Consider the following 14,281-nt stretch of genomic DNA (forward strand, 5'->3'; position numbering starts at 1 on the left):
GCAGGCTAAATTGCCGAGGATTTCACTGGGAAACAGCAGTGGCCGGCCTCCGTCAGCGGAGGCCGGCCACTCAGCGTGCTATTCCCACTCGATGGTTCCCGGCGGCTTGCTGGTCACGTCCAGCACCACGCGGTTGACGCCCTCCACCTCGTTGGTGATCCGGCTGGAGATGCGGGCCAGCAGCTCGTACGGGAGGCGGGACCAGTCAGCCGTCATCGCGTCCTCGGAGGACACCGGGCGGAGCACGATGGGGTGGCCGTAGGTGCGCCCGTCGCCCATGACACCCACGCTGCGGACGTCTGCCAGCAGGACCACCGGCATCTGCCAGACGTCGTGGTCCAGGCCGGAAGCGGTCAGTTCGGCGCGCGCAATGGCGTCTGCCTTGCGGAGCAGGTCCAGGCGTTCCTTGTTGACCTCGCCAACGATTCGGATGCCCAGCCCCGGGCCGGGGAACGGCTGGCGGCCCACGATTTCCTGTGGCAGTCCGAGCTGCGCGCCCACGGCGCGGACCTCATCCTTGAAGAGGGCACGCAGCGGCTCAACGAGCTCGAACTGGAGGTCCTCCGGGAGGCCGCCCACGTTGTGGTGGCTCTTGATGTTGGCCGCACCTTCGCCGCCGCCGGACTCGACGACGTCCGGGTACAGGGTGCCCTGGACCAGGAACTTAATCTTTTCGCCGTGCGCAGCGGCCTCGGAGATGATCGCCAGTTCAGCCTCTTCGAAGGCGCGGATGAATTCCCGGCCGATGATCTTGCGCTTGGTCTCGGGGTCGCTCACGCCGGCCAGCGCGGACAGGAAGCGTTCCTGTTCGTTGGCGACGTACAGCTTGACGCCGGTGGCGGCCACGAAGTCGCGCTCCACCTGCTCCGCTTCGCCTTCACGCAGCAGCCCGTGGTCAACGAAGACGCAGGTGAGCTGGTCGCCGACGGCGCGCTGCACCAGGGCTGCAGCCACCGCGGAGTCCACGCCGCCGGAAAGGCCGCAGATGACCCGGGCGTCCCCTACCTGCCGGCGGATGCGTTCCACCTGCTCCTCAAGGATGTTGCCGGTAGTCCAGTTGGGCTCCAGCTTGGCACCCTTGAACAGGAAGTTTTCGAGCACCTGCTGGCCGTAAGCGGAGTGCTTGACCTCGGGGTGCCACTGCACGCCGTACAGGCACTTTTCCTCGTTGGCGAATGCGGCCACTTCGGCACCAGCCGTTGTGGCCAGGACTTCGAAGCCTTCGGGGGCCTCATGGACCGAGTCGCCGTGGCTCATCCAGGTGTTCTGGTGCTGGGGCATACCCTCCAGCACGGAACGGCTCTCGCCCAGGATGGTGGTCTGGGTGGACCCGTATTCCCGCAGTCCGGTCTTGTCCACCTTGCCGCCGAGCGCGTTGGCCATCGCCTGGAACCCGTAGCAGATGCCAAAGACCGGGATGCCGGCCTCGAAGAGGTCCGCACCCACGGAGGGGGCGCCGTCGGCATAGACGCTGGAAGGTCCGCCGGAGAGGATAATTGCGGCAGGATTCTTGGCCAGGAGCTGCTCGGTGGTGTAGGTATGCGGAACCACTTCCGAATACACATTCGCTTCCCGGACGCGGCGGGCAATCAGCTGCGCGTACTGGGCACCGTAGTCAACAACCAGCACCGGCTTCTGGGAAGTCTGGGATGCAGTGGGAGTAGTCACCGTACTAGGGTACTGGCCGCCGTGACGCCCGCGCACCTCGAGGGGCCCGGCTGTGACGCAGGGAACGCCCGGTCAGTACCGCCGGGGCGCCTGCGGATTGGCCGCCAGTTCCGCCTCAACTTCGGCGTGGAACTTCTTTTCGACGATAAAGGACAGGAACGGCACCACGCCGCCAAGTGCCAGCAGGATCAGTTTGAGGAACGGCCAGCGCATCAGTGCCCACAGCCGGAAATTGGACATCAGGTACACCACGTACATCCAGCCATGCACGATGAGCACCGCGACGGACAGGTTGACCCCGCCAACCACTCCCTTGGGCTCGGCGTCCGCGAAACCGAAGCCGAACGGTTCGCCGGTCACCGCGTTGGTTCCGCCGGCGAAGAGGTACTGGCCGAATCCGTAGCGGGCCACCAGTTCTGCGCACAGGAGCAGCAGCATGCCGCCGGTGAGGTAAGCCAATACCTTGTAGAACCCCAGCGCCGAGCGAATTTGCGCTTCAGTGCCGCCGAAGCGCTTCTTGCGGCCGGTCGCGGTGGCTGCGTCCTGGGCGGGGGTGGCCGGTTTGGGATCGATCATTGCTCTACCTTTTGCTGTGGTTGGTCAGGGGTGGCCGGCGGCCCTGCGTCCGCTTCGTCCAGGGCATTCTCGAGGTCCCGCTGGTGGTCGTCCTTGACCAGGCGCCACCAAATAAAAAGGGCGAAGCCGGCGAACACCACCCATTCGAGCGAGTAAAACAGGTTGAGCCAGTTGATCTTCTGCGCCGGCGGCTGGGGACCGACCTCCAACGGAAGCATCGGGCCCTTGACGGCGGCGGGGCTGACGTCCGCGCCCCCGGCCACTTCGGCCGTGGCGGCGATGAAGCCCGGGTAGCTGCTGACTTCCCAATAGTTGATCAGCTCAGCCACGGATACCGCCGTCGCCTCGCCATGCCGCGGGGCTACTCCGGCCACCGGTGCCTCGGACGGCAGCAGCCGTCCGGTCAGTTCAATAACGCCCGACGGCGGTGCTGCCGCGTCACCGGGCCCGGCCACCCATCCGCGGGCCACCGGGATCCAGGTGCCGGTAGAGGCGGCCGTGCCGCTGAGCCGGGGAGCGCCGTCGACCACAAAAGCGGAAACCACCCAGAACCCGGTTTTCCCGTCCTTGAGGCGGTCCGGGACCAGGACCTGGCGGTTGGGGTCGTACATTCCGCGGGCGCTGACCATTTGGTCCGCCTGGCTGCCCGGAAAGAACTCACCAGGCCTGATGGTGTCGGTAAGCGCCCGGACCTGCTCGGTTGCGGGGTTGCCCGTTGCCTCGGGTTGCGTGGAGCGGCCGAACTGCCATTGGCTGAGCAGCACAAACACCCCGGAGATGGCGATGGCGAAGACGAAGCCCGCGATCCATCGGGGTTTAAGAGCTGTTTTCCACACCCCTTAACCGTACTTCGTTCTCCTGTAGAACAACTAAACGGGCGGGAGTTGGGGCAGCGTCAGTGATCGAAGAACACCAGGCTGGAATTGATCAGTTCGGCGATGACCTCAGCGTCATAGGCGCGGCGCAGTGATTCGCGGAAGGACTCCTTCGAGAGGGAGCGGGCCAGCGTGGCCAGCACCTCCAGATGGTCCGAGAAGGAGCTGGCCGGGGTGGCAATCAGAAGCACCACTGTGGCGGGCCCGTCCGCGGCGCCGAAGTCAAGGGCGCGGCCATACTTGGTGATGCCTACCGCGATGGAGGTCTGCGAGACGAACTCGCTGCGGGCATGCGGCAGCCCGATGCCGCCGGGCAGTCCGGTGGCCAGCTGGTGCTCCCGCGCATTGACGTGGCGGAGGAACCCGTCCAGGTCCGAGACCCGTCCGGCGGCAAACAGGCGCTGGGCCAACTGGGCTGCGGCGTCACCTTTGTCGGTTGCGTCCAGCTCCAGGATGACCATCTCAGGCGTGGTGAGGTGGGCATCATAGCGGTCAAGTGGTTCCGCCAAGGCGTATCCCTTCAGTCGGCAATGCTGGTGCGGCCGGCCCCTCAGCGAAGCGGGACGATGTCTTCCACGCCCAGGCGGGCAGCATCCGCGGATTCGTCGTCAGGCTGCTGCTGGCTCAGGCGCTCGGCCTCCACGCGGGCAATGTAATGCCGGACTTCGTTCTCGCGCTGTGCCTCGCTCCAGCCCAGGACGTCACCCATAAGCTTAGCGACAACCGGCGCCGCGGAGACGCCGCGGTCCCACGCTTCGATGGATATCCTGGTGCGCCGCGTCAGGACGTCCTGGATGTGGCGGGCCCCTTCATGCGTGGCCGCGTAGACCGCTTCCGCCTGCAGGTAGTCGTCCGCGCCGGGCAGCGGCTCCGCCAGCCCAGGATTTTCCTCGATCAGGGCAAGGACCTCGGGCGTCAGTGAGCCGTACCGGTTGAGCAGGTGTTCGATCCGGGCCACGTGGACGCCCGATTCCGCGGCTGTGCGGTTCCGGCGGTTCCAGGCCGCGCGGAATCCGCTGGCGCCCAGCAGCGGAATGGTTTCGGTACAGCTGGGCGGCACGCGCTCGTCCAGGGTCCTGGTGGCCTCGTCCACCGCATCCCGCGCCATCACACGGTAGGTGGTCCATTTTCCGCCGGCAACCACCACCAGGCCGGGAACGGGGTGGGCCACCACATGTTCGCGGGAGAGCTTGGCGGTGGAATCGTTCTCCCCGGCCAGCAGGGGCCGGAGGCCGGCGTAGACGCCTTCGACATCCTCGCGCGTGAGGGGGCGCTTCAGCACCCGGTTTACGTGCTCCAGGATGTAGTCGATGTCCTTGCTGGACGCGGCCGGATGCGCCTTGTCCAGGTCCCAGTCCGTATCCGTGGTGCCGATGATCCAGTGCCTGCCCCACGGGATCACGAACAGCACCGACTTCTCCGTGCGCAGGATCAGTCCCACGGTGGACTGGAACCGGTCCCGCGGCACCACCAGATGGATGCCCTTGGACGCGCGCACTTTCAACTGGCCGCGTTCGGTGACCATCGCCTGGGTTTCGTCGGTCCACACACCGGTGGCGTTGATGACCTGCTTCGCCCGAATGTTGAACTGTGTGCCGTCCTCGTGGTTGGCCACCTTGGCACCCACCACCCGCTCCCCCTCGCGCAGGAAGTCCACCACGGCCATCTGGTTGACAGCGTGTGCACCGTAGTGCGCGGCCGTCCGGACCAGGTTGGCCACGTACTTGGCGTCGTCCACCTGGCCGTCGTAGTACCGGATGGACCCTACGAAGGCGTCATCCTTGAGGCTGGGCGCAGCCCGCAGCGTCCCGCGCCTGGTCAGGTGCTTGTGGAAGGGCACTCCCCTGCTGTGGCCGCTGGAGACGGACATGGCGTCATATAGGGCGATGCCGGCGCCGACGTAGGGCCGTTCAATGAACGGCTTGGTCAGCGGGTACAGGAAAGGAACCGGCCGGGCCAGGTGCGGGGCCAGATCGGAGAGCAGCAGTCCCCGTTCCTGGAGTGCTTCCTTGACCAGCGCGAAGTCCAGCATTTCCAGGTAGCGCAGGCCGCCGTGGATTAGCTTGGAGGAACGCGAGGAGGTGCCAGCGGCCCAGTCGTTCGCTTCGACGATTCCCACGCTGAGGCCGCGGGTGACGGCGTCCAGCGCAGCCCCCGTGCCCACGATGCCCCCGCCGACGATGAGGATGTCCAGTTCCCTGCCGGGCTGCGCCGTCCCGCGCAGCCGCTGGATGGCAGCTTCCCTGGCTTGGGGACCCAGGATCCCCCCGTTTCCGCGGACAGTCTGCATGGAATGCCTCCAGTACCCCTAGTGCCGGTAGTAAACCCACACTACTTGCTTACGGGGCGCTTGGGGCCTCCGGTGCGTCAGTTGCCCTGATATGGGGAAACCACGACGTCGACCCGCTGGAATTCCTTCAGGTCCGAGTAGCCGGTGGTCGCCATGGAGCGGCGCAGAGCGCCAATGAGGTTGGAGGTGCCGTCGGTGTGGTGTCCCGGCCCGAACAGGACTTCCTCCAGCGGCCCAACAGTTCCCACGTTGGCACGGTCTCCGCGGGGAAGCTCGAGGTGGTGGGCTTCCTGCCCCCAGTGCCGGCCCCTGCCGGGCGCTTCCTCCGCGCGGGCCAGGGCACTGCCGAGCATGACCGCGTCCGCGCCCATGGCGATGGCTTTGACGATGTCGCCCGAGGTGCCCATGCCGCCGTCGGCAATGACGTGGACGTAGCGCCCGCCGGACTCATCCATGTAGTCGCGGCGGGCCGCGGCGACGTCCGAGATGGCCGAGGCCATCGGTGAGTGGATGCCCAGGGCGCGGCGGGTGGTGGTGGTGGCGCCGCCGCCGAAGCCGACCAGGACGCCGGCAGCACCGGTACGCATCAGGTGCAGTGCAGGGGTGTAGCCGGCCGCGCCGCCTACGATGACGGGAACATCGAGTTCGTAAATGAACTGCTTGAGGTTCAGCGGCTCGTGGTCCTTGGAAACGTGCTCGGCGGAGACGGTGGTGCCGCGGATGACAAAGATGTCGACGCCGGCGGCGACCACGGTCTTGTAGTGCTCCTGGGTGCGCTGGGGGGTGAGCGAACCAGCGACCGTCACGCCGGCGTCGCGCATTTCCGCTAGGCGCGAGGTGATCAGTTCAGGCTGGATGGGCGCCTTGTAGAGCTCCTGCATCCGGCGGGTCACGGCGGGGCTGTTGGTCTCGTCCTCCAGCTGCGCGATTTCGTCAAGGACCGGCTGCGGGTCCTCGTAGCGGGTCCAGAGGCCTTCCAGGTCCAGCACGCCCAGGCCGCCCAGGCGGCCGAGGGCGATGGCGGTCTGCGGCGACATCGCAGAGTCCATCGGGGCGCCGATCACCGGCATGTCGAACTGGTATGCATCGATCTGCCAGGAGACGGAGACGTCCTTAGGGTCGCGGGTGCGACGGTTGGGGACGATTGCAATGTCATCCAGGGAGTAGGCACGACGCCCACGCTTGCCACGGCCGATCTCGATCTCGTAAGTCACGTGACCACTTTACTTGACCATGCCGAAGGGGCCCGCCATGGCTGGAGTCCAGCGAGGGCGGGCCCCCTTATTCGGCGTCCCGGGGAGGATCAGCGCGAACCGTAGTTCGGCGCCTCCACCGTCATCTGGATATCGTGCGGGTGCGATTCCTTCAGCCCGGCCGGAGTGATGCGGACGAACTTGCCGCGCGCTTTGAGCTCAGCCACGGTGGGTGCACCGGTGTAGAACATGGTCTGGCGCAGGCCGCCCACCAGCTGGTACGCCACGGAAGCCAGCGGTCCGCGGTACGCGACACGGCCTTCGATACCTTCGGGGATCAGCTTGTCATCGCCGGAAACGTCAGCCTGGAAGTAGCGGTCCTTGGAGTAGGACGTGTTCTTGCCGCGGGACTGCATGGCACCGAGCGACCCCATGCCGCGGTAGGACTTGAACTGCTTGCCGTTGACGAAGATCAGCTCGCCCGGGGACTCGTCGCAGCCGGCCAGGAGGGAGCCCAGCATGACGGTGTCGGCTCCGGCAACCAGCGCCTTGCCGATGTCGCCCGAGTACTGCAGGCCGCCGTCGGCAATCAGGGGAACCCCGGCAGGAATCGCTGCCTTGGCGGACTCATAGATGGCGGTGATCTGCGGAACTCCGACGCCGGCCACCACGCGGGTTGTGCAGATGGAGCCCGGGCCGACGCCCACCTTGATGCCGTCCGCACCGGCGTCAATCAGCGCCTGGGCGCCTTCGCGGGTGGCCGCCTGGCCGCCGATGACGTCCACGTGGGCCGCCACGGGATCAGACTTGAGGCGGCGGATCATGTCAAGCACGCCCTGGGAGTGGCCGTTGGCAGTGTCCACGAACAGTGCATCCACGCCGGCGTCCACCAGAGCCATGGCGCGCTCCCAGCCGTCCCCGAAGAAGCCGATGGCGGCGCCCACGCGAAGGCGGCCCTCATCATCCTTGGTGGCCAGCGGGTACTGCTCCGCCTTGGTGAAGTCCTTGGTGGTAATCAGGCCCTTGAGGCGCCCCTGGTCATCCACCAGGGGCAGCTTCTCGATCTTGTTGGTGGCCAGCTTGTGCGAGGCCTCTTCGCGGCTGATGCCAACGTGGCCGGTGACCAGCGGCATCTTGGTCATGACGTCGCTGACCAGCCGCAGCGGGAAATCCGATTCCGGAACGAACCGCGTGTCGCGGTTGGTGACGATGCCCAGCAGGCGGTTGTCCTGGTCCACCACGGGCAGACCGGAGACGCGGTACTGCGCGCACAGGTCATCCAGTTCCCGGAGCGTGGCCTCGGGACGGATGGTCAGGGGATTGGTGATCATGCCGGATTCGCTGCGCTTGACCCGGTCCACCTGGTCCGCCTGGTCTGCGATGGACAGGTTGCGGTGGACCACGCCCAGGCCGCCCTGGCGGGCCATGGCGATTGCCATCCGCGATTCGGTGACGGTGTCCATCGCTGCCGAGAGCAACGGGGTCTGGACCGTGATGCGCTTGGAAATCCGCGAGGAGGTGTCGGCGTCGGACGGGATGACGTCCGTGTGGCCGGGAAGGAGCAGGACGTCGTCGTAGGTCAGGCCGATGAAGCCAAATGGATTGTGTTCGGGCTCGGTCATGAGTGCGCCTCTTACCTTGGTTGCTGGCGGGTAGGGGTTGCAGCTGATGACCAGCCCGTCATTACGGGACTGGCCTGTGCAGAACGTCGGCACCGCCCCGGCCAACGTACAGGTCCGGGGCAGGAAGTGTTGAGTAAATATTAGAACCTTGGCGCCGATCCCCCTATTCCGCGCAGCTGATGTGAGCAACTCCACGAAGCTGCCCGGGATCGGGCCGCACGTTGGCGGCTCCGGCTACTTCCAGCCGGTGGCGGCGAGCAGGCGTTCCTTGAACATGGGTGCCATGCTTTCCACGTAGGTCCGGCTCAGGTGGTTGTCGTCCTTGTAGACGTAGATGTTTCCCACCACCGCCGGGCACACACCGTCGGCGCAGATGAAGTCGCTCATGTCCATCAGGTGCAAACCCTTCACCTTGCCGCGGTAGTTCTCCAGCGGCGAGGGCTGAACCAGGGATTCGCCCAGCGGCGGATTGCACTCCGCTGCTCCGGCGCCGCTGCGCTGGGCGCACTCGGGCATGTTGAAGGTGAACCGCGGGTTGTCGCGGATGCCGATGATCTCGATTCCCGCGTCCGCGAACGGCTGTATCCCCTCCAGGTAACCTGGAACTTCCGTTTCATACGGCGCCACCTCGTGCGTCAGCGAGGCGACGGTGAAGACGGCGTCGGGCCGGTGCTCCAGGACATACGCGGAAGCGGCACTGTTGTAGGCGTTGCATTCGGCATTGCGCGCCTCCGATTCCGCACCGAAGCGGCAGGCCGGCATCAGGAGGGTGACCAGCTCCCAGCCGCGTTCGGCCGCCAAGGGCTCCAGCGCGGCCAGGTACTGCTGGGAGTGGGAGTCTCCCAGAACAACAATGCGCTTGGTCACGTTGCCCTCCGGCAGCTGCTGCCGGCAGCCCTCGAGGATGGGATCGTCGGTGGCGTTCGCGTCCACGCAGGGATCGCTGATGCCCGCCCAGTCGTCATCGAGGGCGGTGGGACCCGGGATGGTCCGCGCTTCGGGAACGGGCTGCCCGGCGTTTTCGGGGCTGAGTGCCGCGGCACCCGGCGTGAGCTCCTTGGGCTGGGCCGCCGTCGCGCTTTCCTCGGCGCTGAGCGTGGTCTGCCAGACCGCCACGGGGCCGGCCAGGAGGGCGCCGCAGGCAACCACGACGACGGCGTTCCGCCAGGTGCGCCGCTGCGGCCAGTGCCAGTCACGAAGGGGTTTCTCCACGAAGCGCGTCGTCAGCACCGCCAGCGCAATCGATGCGCCCACAATCCACAGTCCCTGCGAAAGGTTGGGGTCCTGCACTCCCGTGGCGGCGAGCGAAAGGACCAGGATGGGCCAATGCCAGAGGTAGAGCGCGTAGGAGTTGTCACCCAGCGCCACCAGCGGCCGGCTGCTGAGGATCCGGTCCACGCCGAAGCGGCTGCCGCTTTGGCCGGCCACGATCACGGCCGCGGCGGCGAGGGTGGGCCACAGGGCTACAAACCCCGGGAAGGAGCGGTCCACAGTAAGAAGGAGGCCGCACGCGACCATCGCGGCGATGCCTGCCCAGCCCAGCAGGACGCGGACGGCCTCTCCGGGCTTCAGGTAAGGCAGCGACAAAGCCAGCAGCGAACCCAGGGCGAATTCCCACAGGCGCGTTCTGGTATCGAAGTAGGCGTAGGCCTGGTTGGTGGCCGTCTGTTCCACGGAATAGGCGAGCGAGACGGCAAAAACGGTCCCGAACACGATCGCCAGCAGCCCCCTGTACGTCAGGCGGGAAACGGCAAGCCGGGCTTCGGGCACGCGGCCGGGAAGGCGACGGACCAACGGCAGGAGGGCGGCGCAGCCGGCAAGGATGAGCGGCCACAGGATGAAGACCTGGCCCTGGATCGACAGGGACCAGAAGTGCTGCAGCGGGCTGGCACCGGCGTGGTCCTGCGCGTAGTAGTCCACGGCAGTATCGGCCAGCAGCCAGTTCTGGCGGTACAGCAGGGATGCCCACGCCTGGTCCAGGACCTCCGGCCAGCGGCTCTGCGGCAGGAACAGCCAGGTTCCGGCCAGTACGCCAAGGATGACCACGACGGCGGCGGGCAGCAGCCGTTTGAACAGGTGCAGCCAGTGGGCGGCGAGCCGGAACGGGCGGCCGGACTCGGCCTTCCGGACAAATGAAAGCGTCAGCAGGAACGCCGAGATCAGCAGGAAAACATCCACTCCGCCGGAAACCCGGCCCAGCCACACGTGGTAAGCGACAACCATGAGGACGGCAAGGGCGCGCAGGCCTTGCACCTCAGGGCGGAAAGCCTGTTTTCGGTTGTTTTGTTGCTGCGCGGCACCTTCGTGCGGTGCGACTGTGGTCCTGAGATTCGACACGGATAACCCTTCGGAGCCCATCACAAACCCTCAAGTTTAGCCGAAATGGGCTCCCGGCCCCTAAACGGACCGTACCTTCGCGCAGCGACAAGCAGCCCGGTCAGGAGCGCAGCAGGGCCCGCAGAGCCTGGATGGTGTCCGCTTCGGCAGGCGTTTTGTCGTCCCGGTAGCGCTTGACCCGGGCGAACCGGAGGGCGATGCCGCCAGGGTAGCGCGTGGACTGCTGCACGCCGTCGATCGCTATTTCCACCACAGTGACCGGCTCCACCCAAAGCGTGTTGGCCGTCCGCCGCACCTCGATCTCCTGAAACCGCTGCGTCTGCCAGCGCAGCAGTTCGTCCGTGAGGCCCTTGAAGGTCTTCCCCACCATCACGTAGCCGCCGGGCTCGCCGAACTCGCCGGCGGGATCGAGGGCTCCGAGGTGCAGGTTGGACAGCAATCCTGTCCGGCGTCCCGACCCCCACTCGCAGGCAAGCACCACCAGGTCGTAGGTGAGCACCGGTTTGACCTTGATCCAGTTGGACCCGCGGCGGCCGGCCGCGTAGGGGGAGCCAACAGCCTTTACCACCACCCCCTCGTGTCCGGCGGCGAGCGCCTCGCGGGAGACGTTCTCGGCAGCCGCGGGGTCGGCTGTGACCTGCCCGGGGATCCGGTGGCCGGGCGCGATGCGTTCGAGCACCCCCAGGCGCACCGCCAGCGGCTCCTCCAACAGATCGCGTCCGTCGATGTGCAGCACGTCGAAGAACCACGGATGCAGTAGCGTGGCGCGCGCCGTGTCCGCTCCGAACCGCGACATGGTCTCCTGGAAGGGCCGCGGTGCACCGTCCTCCCCCAGCGCCAGGGTTTCCCCGTCGAGGATCACGTCGCGCACCGGCAGTCCCCGTACCAGGTCCGCCACCTCAGGCAGCCGGTGCGTCACCTCCGCCAGGGTGCGCGTGTAGATGCGTACGTCGTCGCCGGACCTGTGAACCTGGATGCGGGCGCCGTCGAGCTTGAACTCCACCGACGCCTCCCCCGTGGTCTCCAGCGCAGCCCGGACGGTGGATGCCGTTGCGGCGAGCATGGGCTGCACCGGGCGGCCGACGACGAGGCCCACCGCGTCGAGCTCGGCCTCCGTTCCGGTAAGCGCCAGCCGCGCGGTGCCGCCCAGGTCGCCGGAAAGCATCGCGGCGCGGCGCACCGCTTCAACGGGCCGCCGGGCGGCCCCGGGCGACGGCGTCGGTCAGCACGCCTTCCAAGGCGCCGGTGCGCAGCTCACCGAGGAGGACGCCGGCAATGAAGGCCTGCTCCCGTTCCGTCGCGGCGGACATGAGGGCCCGAAGGGTGGCGATACGCTCCGCGGCGGACCCGGTTCCGGCCGTGCCGAGGAGGCGGTCCAACGCGGCGTCGACGTCGGCGATAGTCAGGCCCGGCACCGCCGCAGGCGTTCCCCGGGCGGCCGACATTCCGCGCCAGCCCACGCCCACCCGTCCCTGCCGCGGCCGTGCCGTGAGCATGCCGACGGCGGTGGCGATTTCGGCAGGTTCAAGCCGGCGCAGCAGCTCTGCGAGCGCCTCGACCTTGGCGAGCCGGGAGCGTGTGGATGAGACCGCGTCAGTGGTTTTCACGAGCTCATCGAGCAGCATGGCACCAGTCTGCCACGGGCATGGCAAGAGCAGCGGCAGACAAAAAACCGGCCCGGCAAATGCCGGACCGGTTTTTTGTTGTATGGCCTTGCTTTAGTGGCTGTGGCCTGCGTGCTCGTCTTCCTCAGCCGGCTTCTCCACCACCAGGGTCTCGGTGGTGAGGACCAGGGCGGCGATGGAAGCCGCGTTGCGGAGAGCCGCGCGGGTCACCTTGACGGGGTCGATCACGCCTGCGGCGATCAGGTCCTCGTACTCACCGGACTTGGCGTTGAAGCCGTGGTTGGCTTCCAGTTCGCCGACCTTGGCCACGATGACGTAGCCGTCGAAGCCGGCGTTCTGCGCGATCCAGCGCAGCGGCTGGGTCAGTGCACGCCGGACGATGCCCACGGCAGCAGCCGCGTCGCCTTCGAGTGCCTGCACGGCAGGGTCCTCATCCAGTGCCTTCAGGGCGTGGATCAGGGCTGAACCGCCACCGGAGACAATGCCTTCTTCGAGGGCAGCGCGGGTGGAGGACACGGCGTCCTCGATGCGGTGCTTCTTTTCCTTCAGTTCAACCTCGGTGGCAGCGCCGACCTTGATGACACCGATGCCGCCGGCCAGCTTGGCCAGGCGCTCCTGGAGCTTTTCGCGGTCCCAGTCGGAGTCGGTGCGGGCCAGCTCGGCACGCAGCTGCGCGACGCGTGCGGACACGTCCTCGGCAGAACCTGCGCCGTCCACGATGGTGGTGTTGTCCTTGGTGACCGTGATGCGGCGGGCAGTACCCAGCACCTCGAGGCCCACGGTGTCCAGGCTGAGGCCAAGCTCCGGGGAGACAACCTGAGCACCGGTGAGGGTGGCGATGTCCTGAAGCATGGCCTTGCGGCGGTCGCCGAAGCCCGGGGCCTTGACGGCAACCACGTTCAGGGTGCCGCGGATGCGGTTGACGATCAGCGTGGAGAGTGCCTCGCCGTCAACGTCTTCGGCAATGATGAACAGCGGCTTGGACGACTGCAGCGCCTTCTCCAGCAGCGGCAGGAACTCCTGCAGCGAGGAGATCTTGCCCTGGTTGATCAGGATGAGGGCGTCCTCGAGGACGGCTTCCTGGCGGTCCGCGTCCGTGATGAAGTACGGGGACAGGTAGCCCTTGTCGAACTGCATGCCTTCGGTCAGGACCAGTTCGGTCTGGGTGGTGGAGGATTCCTCGATGGTGATCACACCATCCTTGCCCACCTTGCCGAAGGCTTCGGCAAGGAGCTCGCCAATTTCTTCGCTCTGTGCGGAGATGGCAGCCACACTGGCAACCTGGGTGCCCTCAACCGGACGGGCGTTCTCCAGCAGGCGGGCGGCGACGGCTTCCACGGAAACCTCGATGCCGCGCTTGATCTGGCCGGGAGCCGCACCTGCGGCAACGTTGCGCAGGCCTTCCTTGACCAGTGCCTGGGCCAGAACCGTTGCGGTAGTGGTGCCGTCACCGGCAACATCGTTGGTCTTGGTGGCAACTTCCTTGGCCAGCTGGGCGCCAAGGTTCTCGTAAGGATCGTCCAGTTCCACTTCGCGGGCGATGGTCACGCCATCGTTCGTGATGGTGGGCGCGCCCCACTTCTTGTCCAGGACGACGTTGCGGCCGCGGGGGCCGAGCGTCACCTTGACGGTGTTGGCGAGCTTATCGATGCCGGCCTCGAGGGCCCGGCGGGCAGCGTCATCAAACGCAAGCTGCTTTGCCATGGTGGTGTCCTTTCAAAGACAGAACCCCGCGCCGCCGGCCAGCGCAAACTGGACAGGCAGCACGGGGATCCGGAGGTTACTTAACGACGATCGCCAGAACGTCGCGGGCGGACAGCACGAGGTACTCGGTGCCACCGGTCTTGACTTCGGTTCCGCCGTACTTGGAGTAGATGACGACGTCGCCGACGGCCACGTCAACAGGTACGCGGTTGCCGTCCTCGAAGCGGCCGGGGCCAACTGCAACAACTTCGCCTTCCTGGGGCTTCTCCTGCGCGGAGTCCGGGATCACCAGGCCGGAAGCCGTGGTCTGCTCGGCTTCGAGCGGGCGGACAACAATACGATCCTCAAGAGGCTTAATAGAGACCGACACTCGGACCTCTCCTTTTCGTCA

Annotated in this window: 10 protein-coding genes and 1 pseudogene; all 11 read right to left on the minus strand. The window is 66.8% G+C overall.

Annotation, left to right across the window (positions count from 1 at the left end; translation table 11 throughout):
- Nucleotides 1-78 precede the first annotated feature (78 nt).
- A complete protein-coding gene (gene guaA / locus ACIQCM_RS04550; RefSeq protein WP_400603101.1) occupies nt 79-1,668 on the minus strand; it encodes a glutamine-hydrolyzing GMP synthase in 1,590 nt (529 codons plus the stop codon).
- A gap of 72 nt (nt 1,669-1,740) precedes the next feature.
- Nucleotides 1,741-2,244, minus strand: a complete 504-nt coding sequence (locus tag ACIQCM_RS04555; RefSeq protein WP_400603100.1) for a DUF3817 domain-containing protein — start codon at nt 2,242-2,244, stop codon at nt 1,741-1,743.
- A complete protein-coding gene (locus tag ACIQCM_RS04560) occupies nt 2,241-3,080 on the minus strand; it encodes an SURF1 family protein (RefSeq protein ID WP_400603099.1) in 840 nt (279 codons plus the stop codon). The genes ACIQCM_RS04555 and ACIQCM_RS04560 overlap by 4 nt, the downstream gene beginning before the upstream one ends.
- A gap of 59 nt (nt 3,081-3,139) precedes the next feature.
- A complete protein-coding gene (locus ACIQCM_RS04565) occupies nt 3,140-3,628 on the minus strand; it encodes a PTS sugar transporter subunit IIA (RefSeq protein ID WP_400603098.1) in 489 nt (162 codons plus the stop codon).
- Nucleotides 3,629-3,669: 41 nt separating this feature from the next.
- Complete coding sequence (locus ACIQCM_RS04570; RefSeq protein WP_400603097.1) at nt 3,670-5,409, minus strand: glycerol-3-phosphate dehydrogenase/oxidase; 1,740 nt, start codon at nt 5,407-5,409, stop codon at nt 3,670-3,672.
- A gap of 77 nt (nt 5,410-5,486) precedes the next feature.
- Nucleotides 5,487-6,623 carry a GuaB3 family IMP dehydrogenase-related protein gene (locus ACIQCM_RS04575; RefSeq protein ID WP_400603096.1) on the minus strand — a complete coding sequence of 379 codons (1,137 nt, stop codon included), beginning with the start codon at nt 6,621-6,623 and terminating at the stop codon, nt 5,487-5,489.
- Nucleotides 6,624-6,712: 89 nt separating this feature from the next.
- Nucleotides 6,713-8,224 (minus strand): IMP dehydrogenase, encoded by a 1,512-nt coding sequence (gene guaB, locus ACIQCM_RS04580; protein WP_400603095.1) that lies wholly within the window; start codon nt 8,222-8,224, stop codon nt 6,713-6,715.
- A gap of 234 nt (nt 8,225-8,458) precedes the next feature.
- Entirely contained in the window at nt 8,459-10,582 is a 2,124-nt protein-coding gene (locus ACIQCM_RS04585; RefSeq protein ID WP_400603094.1) for an acyltransferase family protein, read from the minus strand.
- A gap of 79 nt (nt 10,583-10,661) precedes the next feature.
- Nucleotides 10,662-12,186, minus strand: a pseudogene (locus ACIQCM_RS04590) (ATP-dependent DNA ligase).
- 93 nt (nt 12,187-12,279) lie between these two features.
- On the minus strand, nt 12,280-13,890 hold the full coding sequence (groL, locus tag ACIQCM_RS04595) for a chaperonin GroEL (protein WP_400603093.1): 1,611 nt from the start codon (nt 13,888-13,890) through the stop codon (nt 12,280-12,282).
- A 76-nt stretch (nt 13,891-13,966) separates the two neighbouring features.
- Nucleotides 13,967-14,260, minus strand: coding sequence for a co-chaperone GroES (gene groES, locus ACIQCM_RS04600; RefSeq protein WP_003805290.1), 294 nt, complete (start codon nt 14,258-14,260; stop codon nt 13,967-13,969).
- Nucleotides 14,261-14,281 lie beyond the last annotated feature (21 nt).

Origin of the sequence: Pseudarthrobacter sp. NPDC092439, assembly GCF_044754945.1 — a bacterium.
GTDB lineage: Bacteria > Actinomycetota > Actinomycetes > Actinomycetales > Micrococcaceae > Arthrobacter.

Excerpts from the sequence above, each read along its gene's own strand:
- ACIQCM_RS04555 (WP_400603100.1), bottom strand. The coding sequence starts at position 2,244 with ATGATCGATCCCAAACCGGCCACCCCCGCCCAGGACGCAGCCACCGCG.
- ACIQCM_RS04570 (WP_400603097.1), bottom strand. The coding sequence starts at position 5,409 with ATGCAGACTGTCCGCGGAAACGGGGGGATCCTGGGTCCCCAAGCCAGG.
- guaB (WP_400603095.1), bottom strand. The coding sequence starts at position 8,224 with ATGACCGAGCCCGAACACAATCCATTTGGCTTCATCGGCCTGACCTAC.
- ACIQCM_RS04585 (WP_400603094.1), bottom strand. The coding sequence starts at position 10,582 with ATGGGCTCCGAAGGGTTATCCGTGTCGAATCTCAGGACCACAGTCGCA.
- groL (WP_400603093.1), bottom strand. The coding sequence starts at position 13,890 with ATGGCAAAGCAGCTTGCGTTTGATGACGCTGCCCGCCGGGCCCTCGAG.